Here is a 26,912-nt window from a genome sequence, read left to right on the forward strand (position 1 = left end):
GCTGCAGGCTTTGTACGCCCGGGGAGTTAAAAAAATCTTTGGGAAGACCTCGTCGGTCCACTACTACAGGCACTCATCATATATGATCTTTATTAAGTCATTATTAATATCAATAAATCAATATGATCTTTTGATTTTCACAGAATGATTTTTGTAACTTCCCGGGGTATCCCAAGGGAAGCGAGGGATGGCGAGCCGTTATAATTTTTTATTATTTAATAAAATATCGTTCAAAGTCGATGGCATGTACTTTCTTCCGTTAAAACAACCCCTTTGGTTTCTAGCTCCTTAACTTTTCTTGTGAATATTGAGTAAAGAAAAGGATTATTTTTCTTAACATTTTCCAGAGCGGTTTTATTTTTCATCAGCTCAGCAAGAGCCAATCCCTGTAGGCCTGTTCCCCAGGGCTGTAGAAAGGATTGGTTATAATTGGTTTGCATTTTTTCACGGAGTGAATCGATAAATGCAACACTTAACCATTTTCCGGAAATCCGGATTTTCTGTAATTTGCTTTTGGAAAGCCTGTCAAAGAACAACTCTTGATTTTCATTACTCATAGCCTCCATGGGTGAATGCCCCAGGTGAAGGAATTGAATATTGGATTTGCAAATAGCATCAAGCAATTGGGTCAGGCGCTTGGTACTTAACCGGTGAACCGCACATAGCGATAAATTTAGTTCTTTTAGATTTGTTGATTGGTTGATTAACTCGACACAAAGCGTAAATGCTTGATCATCCATACCATTGAGGTTGTTATCTGCCAGATTCAATGACAAAATACTGCTTTCCTTATCACTAAAAACATCTACCAGCGATTGCAGGTGCTCAGCATTGAAAGTACCAATGCTGTTGCTCGCGAGGTGTAACGCTCGGTAGTTAGGGTTTCGGAGTAGCTGGCACCAGGGCAGCCAGTTTTCTGAGGAGAACTCATTTAATTTACAACCGGCAATTTTGAGTGTGGACACGCCCTTTACGCAGGTAATTAAATCAAGAAGTTTGATCTGTGCAATACTCAAATGGCTTAAATTATAATCTGAAAGAACTAACTCATCGCCATGTTTGATTTTACTTAAAGTCCAGGCGCAAAATTCACTTAAAGTCATATCGGTGAATGGTTTCATGGGGGAAACTTTACATTTGGAAAGTACCTTCATTACAGCGATAATTATGGTTTCCGGATCACTGTGATTGTCTTTTATTATATTTTCCAAATCCGTTTGCTCAAAGTCGCTATGAATACAGGCATTAAGAAGTGCCTCAATAAAGCCGGAATCAGTGTTTTCTAAGTAACGCACCATGTCGTCGACTCTATCGTTTTGATACTGGCTCAAAAACTCATCTATCCAGGCCGTATCCGGCAAACCTTTTCCCAGTAAAAATGATTTGACAGTCATTAAATGGGTTGTTAACTCTTGAACACTTGGTTTTATGCCGTCGGAAATAAATTCTTGCAGCTCTTCTATTGAAGACTGAGTTTGTTCATCAGGCTCTGGAATTTGCCTTAGATATTCAAGCATAGACACGGCGAAACTTCTCAATAGCGGGGATTGTTCATCGATTTGGGAATCGCTGATAATTAATTCAAACAATTCATTGTATCGAGTTAATATCTTGTGCGTGGCTGAAATAAGAGCCGTATTGGTTTGTCCTGGTGAGTGGGTTCTTCTGCCAAGAAATCCTGACGTATTTAGAACCTGTCCATCGTCAAGAACAAGCCCGCCCTCCTGATTTCTTTTCAATTGAATTTTGGTGTCATCGTTAATAACGCCTTTTGATTTCAGCATTTTTAAAAAATTATAGAATGCAAACACACCCGGTGAATAATGGCCGCTGTGTTCATTAATATAAGTCAGACTACCTTCTCTTGCTTCTAACATGCCAGCCATGAGCACCGGCTGGCCATTAAGAAAGCTGCTATGATGAAATTTACCCAGCTCCGAAGAGGAAGCAAATAATTCCCCCCATGGACTAACGACAAAAATCACTCTGCCGTGGTATTTGGAATGGGCAATGTGATGGCTTGTATCAAATTTTTCCAAAACAAGCTGTGGTTTGTCTTCGGTAGGCATTTTGAATTGCCACAAATGTCCATTGGCTATGAGTACCCGGCATTCTTCTCTCTGTTTTTCATTCAGGCGAATTACTTTTAGTAATTTATCACTCCGTTGAAGGTGGGCAGGTACATGGAGGTAATGTTTCTTATTAGCAACCATGTGCTCAATGAGTCGTTTCTTTAAAAATTCGTCACGGCTGGAAAACCGATCGGTTGAGCTTAAATGAGGAACATCCTGGTTAGGAATATATAATGGATCAATAGCCTTATATCGTTTTCTTGCTTGCGAGGCATGATAACTGTCATCGGTATTGCAGATTATACCAATCATTTCCGAGGCTACATGACCCAGTTTTATTTGTTCCGGGTGCGCTGCGTTTCGACAAGACTCATAAATGGTAATTAGTAAATCCAATCGCTCATGAAGACCGGTTGCCTGATATAACTGATTCAGGCAATTGATTAGCGGCAAATCAGCCCATCCTGAATCCCTGATTTCATCAACCGTTGGCATTGCAATTGAATTCAATTTTTTTCTCTGTTTGTTTAAAATTGTTCAAATTGTACCTAATTCGTTTATTTATATGCAAGTGCCAATATAGTGGCTTTTGCAAGAAAGATAATTTTTTTATCTATTTTTCAAGGGCTAAATGACAAAGAAAATTCTTTAATTATTTCTTAATAATATTGCCTTATAATTAAACAAAGTGATTTTTTTCAGGTGGGTTCATGCCAGTTTATAACATAATTACACCTAAGGAGTGGGAAAATTTTAGTAGTGGAAATGGAATCGAAAACACTCAAATCCAGAGTGCGCTGGGACGTCTGTATCAAAATACAACCATTTATGAAAGACTGGATAATCTCATTGCGCTATATGACGCTTGTCAGGCGCATGAGCCGGCCAATAATAAAATTTCTGAAATCCAGGAACAGGCTGCCAGATTTATTGAAATTATTGGTAATAGTCCGGATATTGAAAACACCATTGAACAGCGCAGGACAATGAGGAGGACATGGCCCAATTACTTGCCAAACACAACCCTGCAACATCTGCGACCATTCAGAACAGAGCAAAGCCGTGAAGAAAAAATACTTCACAGGATAAGCGATCATTTTCGAGCACTGGGAAGCCGTAAACTATTGGACGTCAACAAACAAGATAAAGTGCACGATAAATTGTTTAACGTTACAATGCTGACCCCTCTTGAAAAAGAAGAATTCCGGGTAATGCCTTCTGAAGGGCGCTTATGGCAACTTAATCAACCTGTTGATGAAGAAACCGCCTTATCTATAGCCCCGTTTGATACCACCGAAATGCATGCGCATAACAACGCACAAGGGAGAGCGATATTTGTGCTTTCGCCACAAGGTGAGTTGTTTGCCGGATTATCGGAAATGGGTAAATTTCATCACTCCAGTTTTCAGAGTGGCGGCTATGTTGCTTATGGCGGTACTTTTGCAGTCAATAACGGCCGGCTTGATTACATCGATGACTACAGTGGGCATTACACTCCCAAAGCCCAACAGTTTTTTAATGTACTCAAGGAATTAAAAAATCGCAATTTAATCCACGAAGATACCCAAATCAACAAGAAATTTAATGAAAATATCGGCTTGAAAGTAGGATCAAACCTGTTAAATACCCGTGGATTTTTAGGGTTGCAGGGGAAAAGTATTCCAAAAGAGCAGGAACCGATAGACCATTATCAGACCATTCAATTGTTTTTGTATGCTTCAGATTTAAGTTTTGACAATCCCATCTGGCGTACTTTTGCCATTGTCATGCACGAGCATCTGAATACGACGCTTCTCGCTACTGATGAAGATGAAACGATGACAGAGCATTATGAGGAAATAATCGAGTTTCAGAACGATTTGGGTATACAACCGGATTTTGTGAAAGAGCACCCGCTTGAGTATCAGGAACACGTGGAGAATTTTAAAAAAATGGTGGAATCCAACAAAGGGCTTATGGATGATCTTGGCGGCAATATCAATTGGTTGCATGTTTATAAACCGGAAGAAACTCAAACAAACACTATTTAGAACCAGTCTGTTAAATACTTTAATACAAAAAGGCATCATAGGATAACTTTTTGTATTGGGTGATTAACGCTCACCCGGTTAATTACCTGTTCTATCGGCACAATATTGAAACAGGATACCCCGCAATACGGCCGATGGCCTCCTTACGGGCTACGATTCTTTTATTTACAGATCGGAATTAAGGCTGTTTTTAAAAACACGGTCAATGGCCATCAATGTTTCCAGTAATGGCTTCATTTGATGTAACGGCCAACTGTTAGGGCCATCACTGAGCGCCTTGTCCGGATCAGGATGCGTTTCCATAAAAAGGCCGGAAATACCCGTTGCAACGGCGGCTCTGGCCAAGGCCGGAACAAATTCCCGCTGCCCGCCGGATACGCCGTTATTTCCCCCGGGCAATTGCACGGAATGCGTCGCGTCATAAACAACCGGACATTGCGTTTCACGCATGATTTGCAGCGAACGCATATCGGATACCAGATTGTTATATCCAAAGCTGACACCACGCTCGCATACCATAATCTGCTCATTGCCGGTTGCCTTGGCCTTGGCGACCACATGCTTCATTTCCCAGGGCGCCAGAAATTGCCCTTTTTTGATATTCACCGGTTTATTCATCGCAGCCACTTTCTGAATAAAATTGGTTTGCCGGCATAAAAAGGCCGGAGTCTGTAAAACATCCACCACGCTGGCTACTTCCAGTAAAGGCGTGTCTTCATGCACATCGGTCAGCACGGGAACTCCGACCTCGGCTTTGACCTTCTCAAGAATCATCAGACCTTTTTCAAATCCGGGGCCGCGATAACTGTTGATGGATGATCGGTTGGCCTTGTCAAAGGATGATTTGTAAATGAAAGCAATGTTTAATTGCGCACATAACTCCTTCAGATAACCGGCTGTTTCCAACGCCATGCTTTCGCTTTCTATCACACAGGGTCCGGCGATTAAAAACAAGGGTAAATCCAGACCCACTCTAAAATCACATAAATTCATGCTTGATCCTTTTGTTGATGATAGGTTCGTCCCGCCAGGACAAACTGTTGAAACAACGGATGGCCGTCACGAGGCGTGGAGGTAAATTCGGGATGGAACTGACAGGCGATAAACCAGGGATGATCCGACAACTCGATCATTTCAACCAGCGATTCATCACCGGAACGACCTGAAACAATCAGACCATGCCCTATCAAACTGTCCACATACCTGTTATTCACCTCATAGCGATGACGATGACGTTCAATAATTTGCGGTTTTTTATAGATGTTAAAGGCCTGTGATTCCGGAGCCAGCAAACAAATCTGCGCACCGAGCCGCATCGTCCCGCCCAGATCCGAGTTTTCATCACGAACATTGACCCGGCCATCCGCTTCCGCCCATTCACTGATTAAAGCAATCACAGGATAGGGTGTTGTTTTATCAAATTCCGTGGAATTGGCTTCTTTTAGCCCCGCGACATGCCGCGCAAATTCAATAACCGCCGTTTGCATGCCAAGGCAGATCCCGAGGAAAGGAACCTTTTCCTCCCGGGCATATTGTATGGCTTGTATCTTACCTTCGATCCCGCGCTCGCCAAACCCGCCGGGCACCAAAATGGCATCCAGATTTTTCAGTAACTCCACACCGTGTTTCTCAACCAGTTCCGCATCAATATACACGATTTCCACTTTGGTTTGCGTATGGATTCCAGCATGCAGCAACGCCTCGTTCAACGATTTGTAAGCGTCGTTTAGTTCCGTGTATTTTCCGACCATACCCACTTTAATGGTCATGGTTTGTATGGCTTGCGCATCCACAACCGCCTGCCACTCGCTTAGGTCGGCGGGCTTTAACGCCGTCATTCCCAGCTTTCTGACTACAATGTCATCCAATCCTTGTTGATGAAGAATCATGGGGATTTGATAAATGCTTTTGGCGTCTTCCAGAGAGATCACCCCTTCCCTTTCCACATTGGTAAACAGGGCGATTTTAGCGCGGTCAGCCATGGATAACGGTTTTTCCGAACGACAGACGAGAATATCCGGCTGGATACCAATGGAGCGTAGTTCCTTAACGGAGTGTTGGGTCGGCTTGGTTTTGGTTTCTCCGGACGTCGCAATATAGGGAACCAGGGTTAAATGGATAAACAAGGAACGTTGCGTACCTAACTCAATACGCATTTGCCGAATCGCTTCCAGAAAAGGCAGCGATTCTATATCGCCAACCGTGCCGCCGATTTCAACCATCGCCACGTCAAAGCCATCCGCACCTAATTTAATGGAACGTCTGATTTCGTTGGTGATATGCGGAATAACCTGTACGGTTCCACCCAGATAATCACCCCGCCGCTCTTTCTTGATAACGGTCTCGTAGATTTTTCCACTGGTAAAATTGTTACGTTTGGTCATGGTGGTTCGGACAAAACGCTCATAATGACCAAGATCCAGATCCGTTTCCGCGCCATCGTTGGTCACAAAGACTTCACCATGTTGAAAAGGACTCATCGTGCCCGGATCAACGTTGATATAGGGATCAAGCTTGATAAGCGTAACCGTCAGGCCACGGGCTTCGAGAATAGCTGCGAGGGAAGCGGCGGCAATGCCTTTACCCAGGGATGAAACAACGCCCCCGGTAATAAAAATATATTTTGTCATGAGTGACCCCGTTTTAAAGTGCTAAATCCACCCGGTTTTTGGTGGACTAAAATAATTTTCACATAAACGGGATTAAATTTTATCAAAAGAAGAACATAAAAAACACACTTTTTACAGATATTTATATATTTCTTTTGGGTTTATGGTTTGTTTCCATGGAACTGTAACCAGCAAACATCATCCCGAACACGGTGAGGAATCTCCGGCAACGTGGGCAAGGCCATCCCTTACCGGTTTATAATTGACCAAGAATGGTGTGCATCGCGATGGCGCAATCTGCCGCGTCAACCCCTTTATGACCATGTTGACCACCTAACCGATCCCAGGCCTGCTCTTCATTCTCCGTGGTTAACACACCAAAAACAACCGGGAGATTGTATTGCAAAGCCACTTGCTGACATCCCGAACTGACTTGCTCGCAAACATAATCATAATGGCTGGTTTCCCCCCGGATAACCGCGCCGAGGGCAATAATGGCTTCCACTTTTTGCTGCATGGCAAGACGCCGGGCAAGCAATGGGATTTCAACAGCGCCCGGCACTTCCACCACCAGAATATCCTTGTCATCAAATCCCGACGCCCGCAGACGCTGCAAGGCGCCTTCTCGCAACACCGTGGTTATTTCCTTATTAAATTGACTCACAACCAGGGCAATCGGAAAAGAGGTACGGCGTTCTGCCGTGGTTTCGTTAATCAATTTCATAAATAAGCAACCCTTAATCAATAGTCATCAAGTGACCTAATTTTACCTGTTTGGTTTTTAAATAGTTTTTGTTGGTCTCTCTGGGCTCGATAGCTAACGGCACACGCTCGCTCACCTTTAAACCAAATTTTTCCAGCGTATTCACTTTTTGAGGATTATTGGTCATCAGACGAAGCACGTCGATGCCCAGATACTTCAGGATCTGATAGGCCACCGCGTAATCCCGATTATCAGCCGGAAAACCCAGTTTTATATTGGCATCCACCGTATCGAGACCTTGTTCCTGCAAGGCGTAGGCTTTTACTTTATTGGCCAGGCCGATACCGCGGCCTTCCTGACGCAAATAGACTAAAACACCGCCCTCTTTTGCGATAAGATGAAGAGAACGCTGCAGCTGTTCGCCGCAATCGCATTTGCACGAGCCGAACACATCCCCGGTAATACATTCCGAATGAATCCTGACCAAAGGTACCTTACCAGGTATTACCGGCGCCTTTACCAGCGCAAAATGCTCGGCGTCGTCCAGATCATTATTAAAGACCGTCATGGTGAATTGTCCATGCTGCTGCAACGGAATGTCCGTCACGGCCTCCGCCCTGATCAATGTCTCATGGCGAATGCGGTACTCTATCAAATCATGGATAGTAACCATCGGTATATCATGTTCTTCGGAAAACACAGTCAGCTGATCGCGACGACTCATAGTGCCGTCATCATTGATGATTTCACAAATAACCGCCGCCGGAATACAACCGGACAAACGAGCCAGATCCACGCTGCCTTCGGTTTGCCCCTGACGGCATAACACACCACCCGTTCTGGCACGCAAGGGAAAAACATGGCCGGGCGAGATCACATCGTCAGGGCCGCTTTGCGGGTCAATGGCGACTTGTATGGTTCGTGCCCGATCACCGGCTGATATACCGGTAGCAACACCGCTGGCCGCCTCAATGGACACGGTAAACCCCGTACCGAAAGGAGAGCGGTTGCGGCTGGTCATCATGGGAAGCTGTAATTTATCAATCAATTCCTCGGACATCGGCAGGCAAATCAACCCGCGTCCGAATCGAGACATGAAATTGATGGCTTCCGGTGTCGCATGTTCCGCGGCGATTACCAAATCACCTTCGTTCTCCCGGTTCTCGTCATCCAGCAAGATGATCATTCGTCCTGCTTTCAGGGTAGCGATAGCTAGTTCAATACTGGCAAAAGGGCTGGTCATGAATAAACCTCATTCTTTAACTGTCCCGATATGTTGAGTTGATGCGCAACAATTCGGGTCAAATAATCAAACTCCACATTGAAACGATGGCCAATTTCAGTTTGCTTCAAGGTCGTCACGACAAGCGTGTGGGGTACTATCATCAATTGTATGGAACCCTTTTCAACCTGATTAATCGTCAAACTGATCCCGTCCAGTGTGATACTGCCTTTGGGAAGCAGGTACAAACCGGCATTTACGGAAAAATCATCAACCACCAGTTCCAGATAGTCACCAACACAAGTCTTCTTGCTCAAACAGGCTGTGGTATCAACGTGACCACTGACGTAATGTCCTCCAAAACGTGTATGGGCCGTCATGGCTCGTTCCAGATTAACCTCATCTCCTTTTTTTAACTGTCCCAGAGTCGTTCTGTACAACGTTTCCGGAGAAAGATCAAACCACAACTCCGTATCAGGGCATGGCAACCGGGTCAAACACACACCATTAACAGCGATGCTCTCCCCCGACTCCGTAGCAGGCCAGGGCGAACGGATAATCAACCGCCGACCCTCTGCAATCGGATTATTAGCCAATACCTCTGCCCTATGTTCAATCAATCCGGTAAACATCCATCCTCCAGCCAATCCAGGCGTAATATCATGTTATTTTGCCTGGCATGCCATGAAACGGTATGATTTCTTTTGAAAATCTGGTCGCCATGATAACCAGAGGTAGCCATTTCACCTAATAATTCAGGAACAATATATAAAAAAGTTCGATTTACCAGCCCGTCGTCGTGCAACGCCGAAAAAAGCCGCCCCCCCGCCTCTACCCAGACATCATGAAAGCCCAGCCTCCCCAGATGCGTTATAATAAAATCCAAATCCAGACGACCATGCCTCGACGGCACGGGATGATAACGGCACCTGGCCAACGGCTTAACCACCGGATATTGTTCATCATGATAAATATGGCAATGGCTTGCCGTCTCAAGGACGGCGGCGTTTTCCGGCAGTTTCAGCGTGCGATCAATAATGGCTAGCGGCTTTCCCCGTTGCGTGTCGCCCAACCGGACATTCAGCCGGGGATTATCCCGAATCACCGTTTGGGCCGTTGTTACAATCACATCCGTATGTAATCGTTGCTTATGAGTAAACTCACCGCATGATGGATTGGACAATGCCACAGGCCGCCCATCAACCCCGGCAATTTTTCCGTCCAGGCTCTGCGCCATTTTAGCGGTTACCCAGGGTTTTCCGGTGTTGATCCAATGGGCGTAGCTTTGATAAAAACAATCGATCTCATCCATAGGGTAATGAATGACTTCAATCCCGTGAGCACGTAATAGGGAAGGGGTGTCATTAGCGGCAACAACAGGATTCGGATCATGAAATCCGTAAACCACGGTGGACACGCCGGCTTTAATAATCGCGTCCACACAAGGCGGCGTTCTGCCCCAGTGATTGCAAGGTTCCAGGGTGACATACAAGGTAACGCCTCTCGCGTTCTTTGCAAGTTGCTGCAATACGACTTGTTCCGCATGCGGATTACCGGCCCCCTGATGCCAGGCTCTCGCCACAATATTACCATCACGCACAGCCACGGCGCCCACACCAGGATTTGGCGAACAGCTTCCCCTTCCAAGCCAAGCCTGTTCCAGCGCCTTCAGCATACCGTTTCTGTGCATAGTTTAATCAATATCTGAAAATCAGGATATGATAACAAATTATTCAATTTGAGAGTAGTAGGGCAGAGTGATCAGGAGAGTGCGTTCCGAAATTTTTGCCAAGCGGATGCAATCTGTTTTATCATATTTCAGTTTCTTGTGGGGATAATCCAATGATTCGCGGGTCAATCCGTTGTTACGCTTCTTTCCTGAAGACACGCTTAAAGACAATGACACGCCATGGATTCATTCTGTTTGTCATCGGCGCCTATCTGTTGGCAGGATCCGCCTACGCCTACAACCCCTACTCCACCAAAGAACTGGAAGAACTTGAAAAACAGTTTATTGAGCTCATTAACCAGTCAGACAGCGTGGTTCGTCAACCATTAGCCAAACAATACATTAATCACCTCGGTAAACGGCTCGCTCAATTTGAACAAATGCCCACGCCTTATTTTTTCATTGTCAAATCAAATGAAATCAACGCGTTTGCCGGCCCGGGCGGCTATATTGGTATTAATACGCAACTGATTCTCGCCACAGACAACGAAGACGAGCTGGCCGCCGTCATGGCGCACGAAATAGCGCATGTTCGTCTGCATCATCTCTACAGCATGATTCAGCATCAAAAACAAATGCGCATCCCCATGCTCGCTTCCCTTCTGGCATCCATCGCCCTTGGGATCATCAATCCCACCCTCGCGAGCGGCGCCATGATGGCTTCCTTAAACGGTTTTGCCCAGGACAGCATTAATTTCACCCGTTCGAATGAAAAGCAAGCCGATCGTATCGGTATTAACATGCTGATTAAATCCGGACTCAACCCACGCGGCATGGCTGCCTTTTTTAAAAAAATGCAGAGTAATTCGCGTTATTATTATACGGCCAATATACCAGCGATTTTACGCACCCACCCATTGGATGAAGACCGTATTGCGGAAGCTGAAAACCGCAGTAGCCGCCTGAAAAAGCGCCATTACCCGGACTCGCCGGATTATCGCCTGTTTAAAGAATTAATCCGCAATACGGCCGTTGAAAACAGCAAGCAACTTCTTGATTATTACCAAAAAGAATGCCGACGTACCAATGGCGACACAGCATGCCGATACGGCCATGCGCTGGCATTGATGCACATTAATCAATTTAAAGAGGCGCAATCTCTTCTGGGTTCGTTATTAGGGAAAGATACTGAAAATGTTTATTTTCAACTGGCTATGGCGGAAGCGGAAACCGGTAATAAACAATTTGATGCGGCCATGCAACGATTACAGAATCTACAAACAAACTACCCCGAAAATTACGCGGTCATCATGATTTCCGCCCAGGGGTTTCTGGTAGCCGGACAGCCTGACAAAGCAGTCGGCACGTTACTGAGGGGATTCCGGCAATTTAAACATGATCTTCCCTTATGCGAAACGTTGGCCCAGGCACAATCGGCCGCTCGGCTTAAAAGTTACGCCTATTTTACGCAATCCCAATGCTACCTGTTACAAGGCCGATCCAGAGAGGCGCTCAGACAATTACAGGTAGCTGGAAAACTGGCCGGCAAGGATCATTATCTGCAGGCAAGAATTGCAGCCATGATTGAGGAAGTCAAATTTCAATCCGATAGATAGGTTCCGCGACCAAAAATGCCCCGGCACCATTTTTTACAAAAGAACGGTAACCTGTAAGGAGGCCTGCGGCCGTATTGCGGGTTTCATGGTCCAATGTTGTAGCAGGGGAACAGGTGAGCGCCCGAAGGAATGTTTTCCCGTAACAGGAAACACTACAAAAAAGGGACTAGTCCAGCCCCAGTTTCTTCAGTCGATACCGTAACGTTCTGAAACTGACCCCTAACAATCTGGCTGCCGCCGTTCTATTCCATTTCGTTTTTTCCAGTGCGTTCAGTATCAGTTCCTTTTCATGCTCAACAAGAGAGCCGTCAAGGTTTTTCGCGGCAGATTCGCATGATGATTCTGTTGCCGCCTTGCTTGGCGTAACCGGAAGGTGGATGTCATCTACGGCAATCGCTTCACCGTCGCACATAGCCAGAGCGCGCTCAAGAATATTTTCAAGCTCCCGGACATTTCCTGGAAAATGATACGATTGCAAACGCTGAATACATGCCCTGGACAACGGCTCAATATTACGATTCTGCTGACTTGCCAGATTTTGCAGAATATGGTTAGCTAACCCCGGAATATCCGAGATGCGCTCCCGCAACGCGGGTACCTGCAGTTCAATAACGTTAACCCGGTAATACAAATCCTGCCGAAATCGTCCTGATGCGATTTCATCCTGTAAATTTTTATGGCTGGCGCTAAGAATCCTGACATCCACCGGGACTTCATTATGTTCGCCGATGGGTTTTATCGCTTTTTCCTGAATGGCGCGAAGCAATTTAACCTGCATGGTTACCGGTAATTCAGCGACTTCATCCAGAAATAACGTCCCCCCCTGCGCTGCGACAAACAAACCGTCTTTATCGGAAATAGCGCCGGTAAAGCTTCCTTTTTTATGCCCAAAAAACTCCGACTCCATTAATTCCGAAGGAATGGCGCCGCAATTAACCGGAATAAAAGGTTTGTCGCTGCGCGGCCCTTCGCTGTGAATCAATTGAGCCACCAGCTCCTTACCCACCCCCGACTCGCCAAGAATAAACACCGGCGCCTGGCTGCGGGCCAGTTTGCCGATATTCTGCCGAAGCTCCCTCATAACCGGACTATCGCCGAGCAATCTGTCATCGCCGGCCGCCATGGGGTTTTGTTGCATGGATAACGCGGTTTTCACGAGTTCCTTAAGCATAGGTAAATCAATGGGCTTGGATACATAATCAAAAGCCCCCGCTTTCAAGGTATTGACGGCTCCTTCCACATTTCCATAGGCCGTAATGACTGCCACAGGGATCTGGGGTTTGTTTTTCTGAATGTGTTTAACCAGTTCAATACCGTCCCCATCCGGCAGACGCATGTCCGTTAATACCAGTGAGTAGTCGTGCCTGTTAATATAGTTCATTCCCTGCTGGCAACTGTTCGCCGTTTCACAGCTTAATCCCATGCGGTTTAAGGTGATTGACAATAATTCGCAAATATCAGGTTCGTCATCAATGATCAGAATCTTGGACTTACTCATAGCAGCATCTCTCTCGTCTCATTTAAGGTAATTGTAAAACAACAACCTGTTTCCATGTTGCTTACCGTCAGACGAGCCTGGTTGATTTCACATAAATCGCGGGCAATGAACAATCCCATCCCGTAACCGGTACGAACCGTGCTGAAAAACGGCTCAAATATGGTATCTTTCATGGAATCAGCCACACCAGGCCCCCGATCGCAAACCATCAATTGCATGGTATGCTCCAGTTGCCGGACTTTTATGGATATCAACACTTGATCCTGCCCATCACGTCCATGTTGTATCGCGTTATCACAAAGTATAACCAAAATTTGTTCCAGCTGACTTTTATCAAAATAAAACGACAGCATGGACGATTCGGGCAGCTCTATTTCAATATGGCAAGGATTATAAGCACAGAAATCATGTTTAAATTGCTCAAGAAAGGCCGATAACTCGATGGATTGCTGTTGCGACTGCTCCCTTCTCGATAATTGCATCACGTTTTTGATAATGGAGTTCATGCGATTACAATTATTAAGAATAAGCTGCTGCAATCGCGCGTCATCACTATGGAGCGGATTATTTCCTCCCAGCAATTGGGCGGCATGGGCGATAGCGCCAAGCGGATTACGCAGCTCATGGGCGATACTTGCTGAAAAACGACCAAGAGCCGCCAGTTTTAACTGCTGAGCCTGTTGCGAAACAGCCGTCATATCCTCCAGCAAAACCAGGACGGTAATGCGGTTTTCGACAACGGTTGGAAAAAAATGAACCAACAGATGAGGATCTTCAATCATTGTTTTGGCAGGACGAAGATCATCGCCCACTTTATCAAGATAATAGTTATATTTTTTATCGAGTTCCGAGGATAACTGCACTAACGAATTCAGTTCCGTTTGTTCAGGGTAATTAAAAAATTTTCGCGTGGCGTCATTGATTAGTTTGATGTTATTGTTCGCGTCCAAGTATACGATACCGGAATGCAGACGCTCCACGATATACTGATTAATTCTCTGCATATTCGCCAATTCATAACTGCGATGGGCGGCAATTGTTTCACTCGTCCGCACCCGATTCGCCAGATACCAGGCTGTGATGGCTGTCGCAAAAATACCGGCGCCATAAACGCCGCTGTAAAAAAAATTGTTTAAATTATCCGAATCATGATAACCGTATTGAAAAATACTGAAGCCGAGCAACATACAACTGGCGGTGGATGCAAAGAAAATGGCAAGACGCCCGGGAACAAGGATACTTAAAGCCGCAATGGTCGCATTCAACAGAATACCTATCCAGAAACGAGGATAACTCAACAAGCTGATTAACAGCGATTGCACGATAACGTCAATGGTTCCGGAAAGGATAACCTGTGTTTCAAAACGAGGCGTTTCAATATATTTCAGGTAAAGAAATATACAGGCGAGAAACAGATAGATACTGTTTAACCCCAGAAGCGTATAATCGATTTCCTCCATTCCCGTGACTTGATAAAGAAAAATTCCCCAAAAAAGCAACACACAGCCGACACGGTAAAGATTGTATACCAACAATAATTGCCATTTGGAAGCAATGTTTTTTTCTTCCGCTTGTGAAGCCGTCATAACCGTTATCCCGTCCAGGATTTTCTAACGGATTTTTTATTCCTATCAATCATTGCATTCCGTTATAGTCCAGCGATGATCACGTTATCGTCCCGGATGAAATTTACTTTATTATCAGAGCATAATGCTGTTTCCGGTCAAACAGACCTCATGAAGCATCTATTGTAAAAAACATGGACAATACCCACGCGCCCTTGTAGAAAGAATTTTTTGTTTTTTTCACCGTATTGTCCATTTCAGACTATTCTTAAATAAACAAAAAATAACCGGGCAAATGGATCATGTTTGGCTTAATCGGCTTATACCTTGGAGTCGGCCTGTTAACGGCGCTTACCACAGCAGCGATACTTCGTTTTTTTAAAGTCCGCTCCAAACAGTCCTATTGGTTATCAATTTCGGTCGTTATCCTGAGCCTCGGTCTGGTCAATATTCTGGGCATTCCTTATTACCAAGCCTGGGTTTTTGAGTCCGATGTCAAAAAAAACACCCCGCTTTTTGCCTTGCTCGCTGAAAAGTCACCTGCTGATTTTAAACATTATGTCGTGCGGGTTAAAAAAGATATTATTCATAATCATTCCAGGAATGTGATTTCTCTCACCAGTGAATTTGTGAACTCGGAAGTGATGAAATGTGCGGTCTTTTCTTCTAACGAGGCACTCTACAACCAGGCTGAATCCACCGTGCGTTACTACAAAACACTCTATGAAATGAATCCCACTCTGGTTCTGGCGTCCGAGTTTCCCAATCGATTTAATGATACCAACATCAACAGATTATTGGTTAACGCCTCAAAAAAACAAATAAAAAACCTGCTCCACGCCAAAGAGAACATCATACGCAGCGCACTGCGCTCACCTCAATCGCCATTATCTAAAAACGATCTCGCCCATGCGCAATTCCTGCTTAACGGCATTTTTGACCGGCTCACCAAAAAATACGGCGCCCAATCCGTTGAAATGACCTTTCAGCAACCGGACAATGCCTCTCTGGACAAAAAACAGGCCGCCGAAATCATCATACAATTTTATCAATCGTTGCTGAGTCAGGATAAAAAGGGCGCCGGGATCATTATTAAATACATCGCCGGTTTAAGTGGTTAAACAAGTCGCGGGACGTAGACTTTTTTTAAGAATTAAAACCATGCAAAACCAAATGGAAGCACTACCAGTCCCTGATATGTCCCCTGCTCCACAAATACCCGCTTTTTTTGGAAGTGCAGGCCAGATTATAAATTTCAGAAGCCACCTGTTCCGGGTGTGTAGGCGCCTTTTCCGTCCCCATATCGGTTTTCACCCAGCCAGGATCGAGTCCTGACACGCACATATCCGGCAGTCTTGCCGCTAACAGAACCGTATACATATTGAGGCAGGCTTTGGACATTTTATACTGCGGCTGACCTGCCGAATTATTGGAACTGAACGTCCCCCAACCGGAAGAGATATTAATGATCCGGGCGTTTTTATGTAATTTATCAATGCAATGTTCCGTTAATTCGATAGTGCCGAATACATTCACAGCAAATGTTTTTTTTAACAACCCCATATCCACTTTAACATCCGCCCCGGATTCCAGTAATATCGCGGCGTTGTTGATTAACAAATCCAGCGGAGGCAATTGACTGGCCAACGTTTGAATGGATAGGGAATCACTCAAGTCCAGAGGGAAAATTTTCAGGCAAGGATGGGTAACCGGCGTTTTACCGCTCGTGGACGTACCGATGACCTGCCATCCTTCCGCCAGAAATTTCCTGGCTGCGGCCAATCCAATCCCTCGACTGATTCCTGTAATTAAAACCGTTTTCATCCTTGTTCCGTGTATTTATCACTGAATGAGCCAGAATTATTTTGTTTAAAGCAGCAAAAAGGTATGTGATTTGTCCTTTTTTTGTAGCCCGTCATGAAGGCGAAGCCGAAATGCGGGATCATGAAACCCGCAATGCGGCCGAAAGCCTCCTCACGGGCTACTGGTCTTGTGCAAAGAACATGTTACTAGTCCTCATCATCACTGTCATCAAGACACCACCATGTATCAGACCAGTCATGGTAATTCACTTCCAGGGTATTTAGTATGCCCATAACGTTTTTCTCGCAGGCCCGGACGCGTTCGTTGTTTTTATTAATTTTAAATATTTTAATCAAGTCATGGCGGTAAATTTTCCAATCGTCGCCGTCGTTTGGCGAATGGGCGTGGCATTTTGTTTGCTGGCCATGAAGAATACCGCTGTGAAACTTTACCTTGGGAACCGGGCAACCGGTATTCAGATTATAAATCTCGTAATACAGGTTAAAATCCGTTTCATTTTTGACACATATCGCATGGGCTTGTCCCAGAACGCATGCAAGCATTCCCGCTAACATTGATTTTATAATCATGGTCATTGCCATCGTTTTGTTTATTTGGATTTCCAGAACAGTACAAGGAATAGTTTTGTTTTGCAATTCGCAATTTGGACTCCGTAAACAATAAATACTCACATGAGCGTTATCCCGCATTACAGCGAAGCCTTCATGACGGGCTACATGAGAAAGACAATGATATATTCATTGTCATTTTGGGACATATTTATACTATACTTTTTAACAAAGAACATCATTACCGGAAGAAGAAATCTTTGGCTGATAAGAGCATAGCAATCAGACCATAAAGATGAATTGGGGAGAACTCATGGAACTTGAGGCATTTCAATATACTAAAGACAAAGGATGGAGTCTGGAACGCTTCCCCGAACTCGATTCGGAACATACTCTGGTGCTGATATTCGCAGCTCCGGAGTTTATCTATGATACCAGTCCCATCAAGGAATTATCAGCCGCTTATAACCATTCAAAAATAATCGGCTGCTCCAGTGCCGGGGAAATTTTTAAAAACACCATTGTCGATAAAAGTCTTTCCGTAGTCGTCGCCAAATTTCATCATACCGAGTTGAAAATTGCCAAGGCGGAAGTCAATGGCTCGCAGAACTCCATCCAGGCCGGGCAATCCATAGCAGAACAACTGGAAGACCCGGATCTTCGCAGCATCTTCGTATTATCCGATGGTTTAAACGTGAATGGCTCCGAACTGGTAAAAGGCTTAAACACCGGCGTAAAAGATAACCTGATTATAACCGGAGGGTTAGCCGGAGACGGCAGTGATTTTAAGAAGACCTGGACTATTTTAAATGGCGATCTCCTGAGTAATTATGTGGTCGCGATAGGTTTTTATGGTAACCGTCTTCATGTAGGACACGCCTCAAAAGGGGGCTGGGACATCTTTGGACCGGTTCGACGAGTCACCCGTTCAGAAGCCAACGTGTTGTATGAACTGGATTATCAGCCCGCCTTACAGCTTTATAAAGAATACCTGGGCGATAAAGCAGCGGATCTCCCCTCTTCAGGATTGCTATATCCTTTGGCAATCAGTGAACCGAGCGCGAAAAAACCCTTCCAGCTGGTACGTACCATTCTTGCCGTTGATGAAAACAACCAGTCTTTAATCTTTGCCGGTGATATTCCAACGGGTTGTTACGCACAGCTAATGCGGGCTAATTTCGATCGCCTGATTGACAGTGCCAATGAAGCTGGAGAACTGGCCAAAACACGCATGATTGACAAGCCCGGGGACATCAACAGACCTGTGCTGGCCATTGACATCAGTTGTGTAGGCAGGCGTTTGTTATTAGGCGAGCGAACCGAAGAGGAAATTGAATCAACCCTGGAGTCCTTACCGGAAGGAACGACACAAGTCGGATTTTATTCCTACGGGGAATTATCACCTTATACGGTCGGTAATTGCGAACTACATAATCAAACCATGACAATTACCACATTTTATGAGTCGTAATAAATTGTTTATAAAGGAAAATAATTATAATTAAGTTATGGACATTCATAAATTATTAAAACGACAACTGGATAAGACACATTTATCACCGGATAAAATGCCCGATAATCCGGAAAACTGGGTTGATTTTTTGTCGCGGGTTAATAAAGCCTACATCGAGGCGGAACAAGAGCGTTATTTACACGAACGCTCCATGGAAATTTCATCCCGGGAACTGTTGGGCTTGAATGAAAAACTGGAAAAAGCGCAACACCTTGCCCGCCTTGGCTATTGGTACTATGACGGTAAAACCGACTATGCTCTCTGGTCAAAAGAATTATTTACCATATTCCATCTCGACCCATCCCAAAAACCACCGTCCTACCAGGAGTTTATGGAACTGGTTCATGAAAAAGACCGCTATGAGTTTGAAAAAGCGGTGCAGGACGCGTTAGAACACCATATTGATTACGAATGTGAAATTCGCGTCAGAAATCCGGAAGGGACATACCGTTGGTATCGGACCATCGGGCAGTGCCAGGAAGGAGAAAAAGAGTTATCCGGCGTTATTATAGACATACATCAGGATAAGGAAGCCGAAGAAAAAATCAGGGAATTAAATCAGCGGCTCCTTGATACGGCCAGACGAGCCGGTATGGCCGAAGTAGCAGCCACCATTCTTCACAACATAGGAAATATTTTAAACAGCTCCAATGTCTCCGTCAGTTTATTAAAAAACAGCTACGCACAGCCTTATCATGAAAAATTTATTAAAATCATAGAAATGCTGCATGAGCATTCCGACAACATCGTCGACTTTCTTGGCAAGGATCCCAAAGGGCAGCTGATTCCGAAATATCTGTCCGCCATATCTCAGGTCATCATCAAGGAACAACAGCAAAACAGCATTGAGGTAGATAATTTATTAAATGACATTCATCATATTAAAGAAATAGTGGCCATGCAGAAATCCGTAAGCGGCTTATCCAGCATGAATGAAAAAATATACGTCCCTGAAGTGATAGAAACAGCGATCAATATGTCCATGAGCTCCGCCAAGGATGACGCTATTGAAATTACCCGTGAGTTTGAAGCATGCCCGCTTATAGAAGCGGACAAATCCAAATTGTTACAAATCCTGGTCAATTTGATTCAAAATGCCCGAGACGCGGTATTACTTGATTCTGAAGCGTTAATAAAGGAAATCAAGCTCATCATCAAAGATCAGAAACGACAAAACGTTCAAATCATCATCAGCGATAACGGGGTTGGTATCGCTCCGGACAATCTGGACAAGATTTTTTCCTTTGGTTTCACCACCAAGGAAAACGGCCATGGTTTTGGTTTGCACAGCGCTGCTTTATCAGCCCAGGAAATGGGGGGTTCCCTGCTCGCAAAAAGCCCGGGGACAGGGCAAGGATCCCGATTCATATTGACACTTCCCGTCAAGACACATGCCGGCAAAGAGGGGATATTCAATGAATGACATTCAACTGCGCATCATGATCATCGATGACAATCCGGCCATTCACCGGGATTTTATCAAGGTATTGACAACCTCAAACCCCATCACTGAATTATCGGAACTGGATCAGCAACTCTTTGGCGACGATATCACCCTAAATAATAAAACCCAGGACAATTCCGAGTATTCCTTGCCGGAGTTTATATTCGAAACCGCGTCCCAGGGCCGTGAAGGGGTTGAAAAAATCAAGTCTGCTCTGCAGGCGGGACAGCATTATGCGCTGGCTTTTGTAGACGTCCGTATGCCGCCCGGCTGGGATGGCATAGAAACCATAAAACGCATGTGGGAAGTAGATCCGGATATTCAGGTTGTCATCTGTACCGCCTATTCGGATTATTCCTGGGAAGAAACCGTTAGAAAACTAGGCATGGGCGATAATTATCTTATTCTGAAAAAACCGTTTGATACCGTAGCAGTCAGACAACTGGCCTGTGCCTTAACGAGAAAATGGCTTCTGGCCAAGGATTCCAAACACCATACGGAAATTCTACAGCAAACGGTTGATGAGCGTACGGAATCCCTGCAGCAATCGCTCTCTTTACTAAGATCAACGATTGAATCGTCGGCGGACGGCATCCTGGTTCTTGATCTGGACAACATTATTATTGACTGCAACTCCAAATTCCTGACCATGTGGCCTATTGACGACTCCATGGTGAAAGAAAAAAACGGCCAGGAACTCATGGACTATATTCTTGATAAGATATTGAAACCCAGCCAGTTTCTCTCCCATATCACGCATTTCAAGGAACATATTGAGGAAACCAATCAATTTCTGACAAAACTTAAGAACGGCAAGATTTTCGAATGCTATTCACAACCGCATTATTTAAATGACAACATCATTGGCCGTGTCTGGAGTTTTCGCGATGTGACGGAGCGCGCCAATCTTGAAAGGAAACTGGAATATCAGGCTTCTCATGACATGCTGACCGGTCTACCCAACCGGGTTCTCCTGACCGACAGAATAGAGAACAATATGCAATATGCCCTTCGGCATAAACAGCGATTCGGTATTTTATTTTTTGATTTGGATAGATTCAAATTAGTCAACGACAGTTTAAGTCATGCCATAGGCGATGAGTTACTGCGTATGATAGCCAAACGCCTGCTGGGATTAGTCCGCAAGGAAGACACCCTGGCCAGGTTGGGTGGCGATGAATTTGTCATGATTGTACCGGAGCTGGCCGATAGCAACAGTATTGTCAATGTGGCTACCCGGGTGCTGCAATCGTTCAGACATCCTTTCAGGGTGGCCAAACGGGAAATTCTCATCACCCCCAGCATCGGCATAAGCGTTTTTCCCTCTGACGGCAAAAACGTGGATAAATTATTAAAAAATGCCGATCTGGCCATGTATCAGGCGAAAGAACAAGGGGGCAATCAATTCCAATTTTATACCAGGCAATTAAATGAACACGCCGACAAACAGTTCAAACAGGAAGCCGAATTACGTCGGGCTATAGAGAAAGAGGAATTTATCTTATATTACCAACCGCAACTGGATATTGAAAACCATATTTTATTATCCGTCGAAGCGTTGATACGCTGGAAACACCCGAAAAAAGGATTATTACTCCCTTTGGATTTCATTCCCGCGGCGGAAGAATCCGGTTTGATTATTCGTATAGGGGAGTGGGTCATACGGGAAGCCTGCCGACAACTGCTAACCTGGAAAAAGAAAAAATTACCGTTGGTACCGATAGCGGTGAATGTCGCGACCCAGCAGTTGAAACAAGCCAATTTTGCCGGCATGCTCAAGGACATATTGGAGGAATACAAGATTAAGCCCGAGCTGATTGAGCTGGAAATCACGGAAAACGTGGTGATCACTAATCGGGATATTATTAGAGTGATCAACCAGTTACAGGAAATTGGCGTTAAAATAGTCCTGGATGATTTCGGAACGGGCAATTCCAGCTTGAATTATTTAAAACAACTGCATATAGACCGCTTGAAAATAGATCAATCTTTCGTCCAGAATATTTCGACTTCACGCAGTGATGAAGTCATTATTGAAGCTATTATTGCCATGGCGCGAAGTTTTAATTTCAAAGTGGTTGCGGAAGGTGTGGAAACGCAAAAACAAATGAATTTTTTGAAAAAGCAAAATTGTGATGAAGTGCAGGGCTATCTATTCAGTAAACCAGTAACACCGGATTTAATTGAAACATACTTGGAAAAACGACCCATATGAGGCTGCGATTATGAAAGAAAACCATTTCGGATACAAAATAACGGCTGATAATACATCGAGCCTGGTATGCACCTACGCTGAAATTGAAGAAGATAAAATGCTCGATTTGTTAAAGGATATTAAACGTGAAAACAAGGATGGAATCTACTGGATTTTCAAACAGATTGATGATCAACCCAAAGAACAGCTTTGCATCATCGACTGCAAACATCAAAGAATTTATTATCATTATTCAGGCGAAGTCGATGATATCGATGACGCCATCAGGAAATTAACGAAATAAAATTCAGGGTGGCCATAGTCGGACGCCTTGTCCGGCTTACGCTTTCTTTATGTTGTCAGGCGTGTCCTGACAGGCTTTGTTATAAAAATCAACCCGGAATCCTTTGGGATAGCAAAGTCTCATTTGCCCGGAAAATCCGGAAAAATCGACAACATGACCGCCGACGTTTTTTGTCCGGTCAACAAAATGAAAATGAAACCCGGGGCTTTTTATACCACCGAAACAAGCCGGCGCAAACCAGCCGACGGCAACGCCATCCACCGAGCTGTGAGGAAAATGAATGGCTTCCTCAATGATTGTTTCTATAGACGGGTAAGGTTTTTTCTGTTTTTTGGTGCTGGTCAGTGTGATGTGCTCAAACATGCCCTGAAGTTCAATAGCAACCAGTCTTTGTGCAAAATCGCACAAACGAAGGACATTGTTTTTAAAATCGTCATACGCCCGCTTTTCCAGAATGATCCTGTCATCCTCGTTAAAGTGACACACTGCAGCCCAGGCCAGTTTTGAGGCCATCGTCGCCGGTGTACATCGCCCGTCGACGCAATGATAAAAATGATCCCCGAAAGCGACCAACTCCCCCTCAAGGGCATCAAATGTACCAAGTCCAAACCCGCCATACGGTTTTAACTCTTCCAGAGTAATACCGCCTTCATACTGACCGTGATAAACCGAATCATAAGTGGAATATTGATACATCATGTTACATGACCAAACCAGGTTCTGCGCACCGAATTATGCCCGGAAGGATGGTACCAGAAGCGCTCAGACTTTTCCAACCGGTTGATTAAGATAACGCAACAGGAGCCGTTCAAACGCCGGTTTGTCGACGGTATCCGCCACCCGGACATCATAACCATGACGGTTATCAACCACGGTTGCTCCAGACCGGCTTTCCGGGGCAAGCAACACACTGATCCGTCGAGTTTTAAAAGTAGCTATGGATTCATCACTGGCAATCACTGCCGCAAGTGGATCCCAGAAAAACCAGCTATTATCACGAATCATCGACATACCGTTATGAAGCAGCGCAAATACATAATCAGTCCCGGGCGCGGGACGCATGGCTTTGATCGCATGGTAAAACGCCATATCGACCGGGATTTGATTTGTAGTATCCAGTGAGATCAATACCACAGGAATATTCCTGCTCAGTACCATCCTGGCAGCATGGGGATCCAGATAAAAATTCCATTCGGCCGCTTCGTTGTGAATATCAGGAGCCACTTCTGGGATGTTTCCGGGTACATCGATTGCTCCGCCCATGATATAAATGATCCGGATTTTCTTTTTTATCTCAGGGTCTTTTTGCAACACCTGAGCCAGATTGGTCAAGGGGCCTATCGCCAGAATGGTCACGGGTTCGGGAGAGTTCCTCAGGGTATGAATCATTAAATCCACGGCATTGTGTCGCGACTTTACCCGAACTTCTGGCAACAATTGGGCCGTATGAGCGAGCGTATCCGATTCTTCCAGTACGAAATCGGGAAAACGATGCGAGGCTATCAAAGGCTTTTCCTGGCCGCAAGCCACCGGTATATTCGCTTGTCCCATTTTTTGCAGCAAACCCAGTGTGTTGGCCAAAGCCGGACGGCAATGCGCATTGCCATCGGCCGCGATGGTAACCGCTTTGACAACAATGTCCGGCCGCTGCAATACATACAGGATAGCCACTATATCATCGACTCCGACGTCGGTATCAATAATAAAAGGTCTGGGAGCGGCGGTAACGCCGGGTATAACGCCAAACGATAACAAAGCGCACAACATGAGCCCGTGAACTGCGGATTTTATTGATGACAACATACCGGATAAACACCTTAATGTTTAGGTTCCGGGCATAATCCTTAAACATTATCACATAGTCAACCGATAACTTGTTTCTCCCGAAATATTCTCCTGCGGCGATAAAACCCTGGCCGACCGGTTAGACGATTTGGCCTGGTTTCATCATGGTAAAGCGTGTCCCAACAATGTGCCTGCGTTTTGGTGATTTTTTATTAGGGGGTGTTTACAACCCACCCCCAGGTTCCGTGTACCAAATTCTTTTCCGAGCGAAAGCGAGGGATTATTGTTGTACAACTATGAATAGCTCCCTGTAGCCCGTCATGAAGGCAAAGCCGTAATGCGGGAAACGGTTCATTTAGGCGCTCACCGGTTCACATGGGACCATATTGGAGCTGAAACCCGCAATACGGCCACAGGCCTCCTTACGGGCTACGGTTCTTTTACAAAAAAGGGTGCCAAATACCATTTGGGTTCACAAAGCCTGGTGTCAAGACTGTTTTTTTATTTCTTTTCTGATAACCTTACAGGGCATAAGGTATATTCTTTCCCAATCCGCAATCTGTGGATATTTTTTTTAAGCACCCCGTGTTTTTTTCAATGATTCTATTCGTTTCAGCGAGATAATCCAGCACTGGCCTGACTTTCAAGGTTATTTTCCAAATCAGGAATAAAAGCCGGTTATCCACAAATTCTGTGGATAAGCTTGTGCATACGCTGTCAATCCCATTGATTTGTCTGGGAGTTTCAGGAGTGTTCACGAGTCGTTCAGGGTGACTCCCTGTCTCAGGGTTTGAACGGACAAATGGATTGTCCGATTATTTACATACCGCACTCCCCAGGGTATGCATGCGACATAATCATGTAGCAAAGTTCCAGGGGTAGTTTTGCTAGATTGGTGTTTTGATCTTTGTTACCTTTAAAAAACATTATTCTCTGGTCGAGTAGAAATTGGCCATAGGTCATGAGGGTGCTGAACTCATCAGTGAGGCCTTCCTCTATTGTTTTGCCATCGTTTAAGATTTTAGTCAATGGATGGTCGGAGTTATTTTTCAATTGGCGGATAAGTTTGACGCTGGTGACCGGCTTGGAATTAATGTCCGTTAAGCGGGCAATAATCTTATCTTTACAATCGGTGTTGTCAAGCAGTGACAAGGTATCTTCTGTAAAGGACAATCCGGCAAGCAGATCGTCCCAGATGACATTCAGTAATTCGAGAGCAATACTTTTCAGGTCTTCTTCGAGAGCAATACTTTGCAGGTCTTCCTTGTACATGCCTGCAAGGCTGGTTTTTGCTTCCTTATCCCCCAATCGAACTGCCATTTCATAAAGCCTGATGGCCGCCGGATAATTAACGGCACCACCCAGACCATGCTGGTACATGATGGCGCGTTGGGTCATGGCGGAAGCACTCCCCAATTTAATCGCCCGCTCGTAGAGTTCAATGGCATTCTCATAATTTTGGTCACCACCCTGGCCAACCACGTGCATGAAGGCGCGGTTCTGCATCGCATCAACACACCCCAGTTCAATTGCCTGCTCGTAGAGTGCAATGGCCTCCTCATAATTAACGGCACCACCCTGGCCATTATGATACATGGAGGCGCGTTGGGTCATGGCGGAAGCATACCCCAATTTAATCGCCCGCTCGTAGAGTTCAATGGCTTTCTCAAAATTTTGTTCGTCACCCAGGCCAGTTTTATACATACCGGCGCGGTTGCACATCGCGTCAATAGACCCCAGTCCAATCGCCTTCTCGTAGAGTGCAATGGCCTCCTCATAATTAACGGCACCACCCTGGCCAATCTGATACAGGAAGGCACGGTTGTTCATGGCGGCAGGGTAGTCAAGTTCGATGGCTTTGTCATACCAGGCCATCGCTTTGTTGTAATCGACCGGCCCTCCCACACCGAGATGATGCATCATGCCACGAAGCGTCATGGCCTTGGCGCAGTTGTCTTTAATGCCTTTTTCGCATCGATGTATGAGGTTTCCAGCTGCTTTCTGAATAGTCTGGGATTCCGTGGTGTCAGGCTTGATTCTGGATAAATTGACGATTGATATCCAGAGAAAGGAGTAGGTGTAATCCCCTTCGAACATTTGTTGTGAAATCAGTTCAAACAGTTCACTGTTAGAGTGCGATTGTATATCCAGTCTGGTTTTTTCTCGTTTTGTATAGGGCATTGCTAACTCCGTCAATGGGTTGTCTGGCCGCTCAATAAAGCCGCGCTAAAAATTGGCTTTATTTTATACAACTTGGATTAAGGTTTTCTTAAATTAATATTTTTGGCTGCGTTGCAAAAATACCGATTATTCTAT

The 26,912-nt window shown here is 45.1% G+C and carries 21 protein-coding genes; 7 read left to right on the top strand and 14 right to left on the bottom strand.

The window, feature by feature from the left end; all coding sequences use genetic code 11:
• Nucleotides 1-230: 230 nt before the first annotated feature.
• Nucleotides 231-2,567 carry a leucine-rich repeat domain-containing protein gene (locus CKW05_RS09570; RefSeq protein WP_058482929.1) on the bottom strand — a complete coding sequence of 779 codons (2,337 nt, stop codon included), beginning with the start codon at nucleotides 2,565-2,567 and terminating at the stop codon, nucleotides 231-233.
• Nucleotides 2,568-2,782: 215 nt separating this feature from the next.
• Between CKW05_RS09570 and CKW05_RS09575 the strand changes: the two genes are divergently transcribed.
• Nucleotides 2,783-4,102, top strand: a complete 1,320-nt coding sequence (locus CKW05_RS09575) for a hypothetical protein (RefSeq protein ID WP_058482930.1) — start codon at nucleotides 2,783-2,785, stop codon at nucleotides 4,100-4,102.
• Between the two features lie 165 nt (nucleotides 4,103-4,267).
• Here the strand turns inward: CKW05_RS09575 and kdsA are convergent, their stop codons facing one another.
• The 6 genes from kdsA to ribD form a co-directional block, all read right to left on the bottom strand.
• Entirely contained in the window at nucleotides 4,268-5,095 is an 828-nt protein-coding gene (gene kdsA / locus CKW05_RS09580) for a 3-deoxy-8-phosphooctulonate synthase (protein ID WP_058482931.1), read from the bottom strand.
• Complete coding sequence (locus CKW05_RS09585) at nucleotides 5,092-6,732, bottom strand: CTP synthase (protein ID WP_058482932.1); 1,641 nt, start codon at nucleotides 6,730-6,732, stop codon at nucleotides 5,092-5,094. The genes kdsA and CKW05_RS09585 overlap by 4 nt, the downstream gene beginning before the upstream one ends.
• 235 nt (nucleotides 6,733-6,967) lie before the next feature.
• The gene (ribH, locus tag CKW05_RS09590; protein ID WP_058482933.1) at nucleotides 6,968-7,435 is read right to left on the bottom strand and encodes a 6,7-dimethyl-8-ribityllumazine synthase; all 468 of its coding nucleotides are present in this window, start codon (nucleotides 7,433-7,435) and stop codon (nucleotides 6,968-6,970) included.
• 13 nt (nucleotides 7,436-7,448) lie between these two features.
• Nucleotides 7,449-8,657 carry a bifunctional 3,4-dihydroxy-2-butanone-4-phosphate synthase/GTP cyclohydrolase II gene (locus CKW05_RS09595; protein WP_058482934.1) on the bottom strand — a complete coding sequence of 403 codons (1,209 nt, stop codon included), beginning with the start codon at nucleotides 8,655-8,657 and terminating at the stop codon, nucleotides 7,449-7,451.
• Entirely contained in the window at nucleotides 8,654-9,268 is a 615-nt protein-coding gene (locus CKW05_RS09600; RefSeq protein ID WP_058482935.1) for a riboflavin synthase, read from the bottom strand. Before CKW05_RS09600 ends, CKW05_RS09595 begins: the two co-directional genes overlap by 4 nt.
• On the bottom strand, nucleotides 9,253-10,326 hold the full coding sequence (gene ribD / locus CKW05_RS09605; protein WP_058482936.1) for a bifunctional diaminohydroxyphosphoribosylaminopyrimidine deaminase/5-amino-6-(5-phosphoribosylamino)uracil reductase RibD: 1,074 nt from the start codon (nucleotides 10,324-10,326) through the stop codon (nucleotides 9,253-9,255). Before ribD ends, CKW05_RS09600 begins: the two co-directional genes overlap by 16 nt.
• Before the next feature lie 209 nt (nucleotides 10,327-10,535).
• Here ribD and CKW05_RS09610 point away from each other — a divergent pair, with 209 nt between their 5' ends.
• Nucleotides 10,536-11,921, top strand: a complete 1,386-nt coding sequence (locus tag CKW05_RS09610; RefSeq protein WP_058482937.1) for a M48 family metalloprotease — start codon at nucleotides 10,536-10,538, stop codon at nucleotides 11,919-11,921.
• A gap of 166 nt (nucleotides 11,922-12,087) precedes the next feature.
• Here the strand turns inward: CKW05_RS09610 and CKW05_RS09615 are convergent, their stop codons facing one another.
• Both CKW05_RS09615 and CKW05_RS09620 read right to left on the bottom strand, forming a co-directional pair.
• Entirely contained in the window at nucleotides 12,088-13,419 is a 1,332-nt protein-coding gene (locus CKW05_RS09615; RefSeq protein ID WP_058482938.1) for a sigma-54-dependent transcriptional regulator, read from the bottom strand.
• Entirely contained in the window at nucleotides 13,416-15,005 is a 1,590-nt protein-coding gene (locus CKW05_RS09620) for a sensor histidine kinase (RefSeq protein ID WP_058482939.1), read from the bottom strand. Before CKW05_RS09620 ends, CKW05_RS09615 begins: the two co-directional genes overlap by 4 nt.
• Nucleotides 15,006-15,286: 281 nt before the next feature.
• Between CKW05_RS09620 and CKW05_RS09625 the strand changes: the two genes are divergently transcribed.
• Nucleotides 15,287-16,105: a hypothetical protein gene (locus CKW05_RS09625; protein WP_058482940.1), complete on the top strand. Its 819-nt coding sequence runs from the start codon at nucleotides 15,287-15,289 to the stop codon at nucleotides 16,103-16,105.
• Between the two features lie 61 nt (nucleotides 16,106-16,166).
• On the opposite strand, the gene CKW05_RS09630 is transcribed toward CKW05_RS09625, so the two are convergent.
• Both CKW05_RS09630 and CKW05_RS09635 read right to left on the bottom strand, forming a co-directional pair.
• Nucleotides 16,167-16,808, bottom strand: coding sequence for an SDR family NAD(P)-dependent oxidoreductase (locus CKW05_RS09630; protein ID WP_058482941.1), 642 nt, complete (start codon nucleotides 16,806-16,808; stop codon nucleotides 16,167-16,169).
• Nucleotides 16,809-16,993: 185 nt separating this feature from the next.
• A complete protein-coding gene (locus CKW05_RS09635) occupies nucleotides 16,994-17,377 on the bottom strand; it encodes a hypothetical protein (protein WP_126338483.1) in 384 nt (127 codons plus the stop codon).
• Between the two features lie 292 nt (nucleotides 17,378-17,669).
• Here CKW05_RS09635 and CKW05_RS09640 point away from each other — a divergent pair, with 292 nt between their 5' ends.
• Genes CKW05_RS09640 through CKW05_RS09655 form a run of 4 tightly spaced genes read left to right on the top strand, consistent with a single transcriptional unit; the run spans nucleotide 17,670 to nucleotide 22,811 of the window.
• Entirely contained in the window at nucleotides 17,670-18,827 is a 1,158-nt protein-coding gene (locus CKW05_RS09640) for an FIST signal transduction protein (protein WP_058482943.1), read from the top strand.
• A 37-nt stretch (nucleotides 18,828-18,864) separates the two neighbouring features.
• Nucleotides 18,865-20,292 carry a sensor histidine kinase gene (locus tag CKW05_RS09645; RefSeq protein WP_058482944.1) on the top strand — a complete coding sequence of 476 codons (1,428 nt, stop codon included), beginning with the start codon at nucleotides 18,865-18,867 and terminating at the stop codon, nucleotides 20,290-20,292.
• On the top strand, nucleotides 20,285-22,528 hold the full coding sequence (locus CKW05_RS09650; RefSeq protein WP_058482945.1) for an EAL domain-containing protein: 2,244 nt from the start codon (nucleotides 20,285-20,287) through the stop codon (nucleotides 22,526-22,528). Before CKW05_RS09645 ends, CKW05_RS09650 begins: the two co-directional genes overlap by 8 nt.
• Nucleotides 22,529-22,538: 10 nt before the next feature.
• The gene (locus CKW05_RS09655) at nucleotides 22,539-22,811 is read left to right on the top strand and encodes a hypothetical protein (RefSeq protein ID WP_058482946.1); all 273 of its coding nucleotides are present in this window, start codon (nucleotides 22,539-22,541) and stop codon (nucleotides 22,809-22,811) included.
• Between the two features lie 36 nt (nucleotides 22,812-22,847).
• On the opposite strand, the gene CKW05_RS09660 is transcribed toward CKW05_RS09655, so the two are convergent.
• From CKW05_RS09660 to CKW05_RS09675, 3 genes are all read right to left on the bottom strand, one after another.
• A complete protein-coding gene (locus CKW05_RS09660; RefSeq protein ID WP_082642738.1) occupies nucleotides 22,848-23,510 on the bottom strand; it encodes an acetolactate decarboxylase in 663 nt (220 codons plus the stop codon).
• A 63-nt stretch (nucleotides 23,511-23,573) separates the two neighbouring features.
• Complete coding sequence (locus CKW05_RS09665) at nucleotides 23,574-24,614, bottom strand: nucleoside hydrolase (RefSeq protein ID WP_058482948.1); 1,041 nt, start codon at nucleotides 24,612-24,614, stop codon at nucleotides 23,574-23,576.
• A gap of 801 nt (nucleotides 24,615-25,415) precedes the next feature.
• Complete coding sequence (locus CKW05_RS09675) at nucleotides 25,416-26,777, bottom strand: tetratricopeptide repeat protein (RefSeq protein WP_058482950.1); 1,362 nt, start codon at nucleotides 26,775-26,777, stop codon at nucleotides 25,416-25,418.
• Between the last annotated feature and the right edge of the window lie 135 nt (nucleotides 26,778-26,912).

The organism is Legionella spiritensis, assembly GCF_900186965.1.
In the GTDB taxonomy this organism is placed as follows: Bacteria; Pseudomonadota; Gammaproteobacteria; order Legionellales; family Legionellaceae; genus Legionella_C; species Legionella_C spiritensis.